Raw genomic sequence first — 555 nt, 5'->3', positions numbered from 1 at the left:
ATGCAAGGGTCTACAGAGAGCAATCGGTTGCTGGGAAGATTGCGATACCGCATGATGGAAAGACACCTGTGAGTGTTGCTTTGAACGTGATAATTAGTAAAAGCAAACGGTACCTACCGTTATCAGGGCTAAGATGGTCATTATGACAATTTGGGTGGTACCGCGGAAAAATCCGTCCCTATTTATAGGGGCGGATTTTTGTATTCTTTGAAAGGAGGTGAGTGACCGTGGATGATGATGACGACGACAACAACAATAAAGTAAATAAAAATAAAATTAATGGAGGGAAATATAATGGATCAAATAATGAAGCGCTCACTCACACGAGAATGTACGGAGCATAGCGGGAAGGTTGTATTACTACAAGGGTGGGTAAAAAAGATTCGTCATCTAGGAAATGTTAGCTTTTTATTATTAAGGGACCGAACGGGAGTTATTCAATGTGTATTAGAAAACGAGTTATCCGGATACAAAGTTGATGTTGAAAGTGTCGTCCAAATAATTGGAGAAATAGTAGAGACACCGAAAACAGAATTAGGTATTGAAGTACTTGCA

1 protein-coding gene and 1 other annotated feature are annotated in these 555 nt (G+C 39.6%); the gene reads left to right on the top strand.

The genetic code is table 11. The annotated features are described in order from the left end of the window. Window positions 1-183, top strand: a binding site (T-box leader). This feature is flagged as partial in the annotation. 111 nt (window positions 184-294) lie between these two features. After that, the coding region (locus AC1DTM_RS31070; RefSeq protein ID WP_477001772.1) for an OB-fold nucleic acid binding domain-containing protein at window positions 295-555 on the top strand (261 nt) is incomplete at its 3' end.

This window comes from Bacillus sp. P4_D3, from assembly GCF_056401855.1.
The sequence above is the reverse complement of the archived record's forward strand: the minus strand, read 5'-3'. Positions and strand labels throughout refer to the sequence as shown.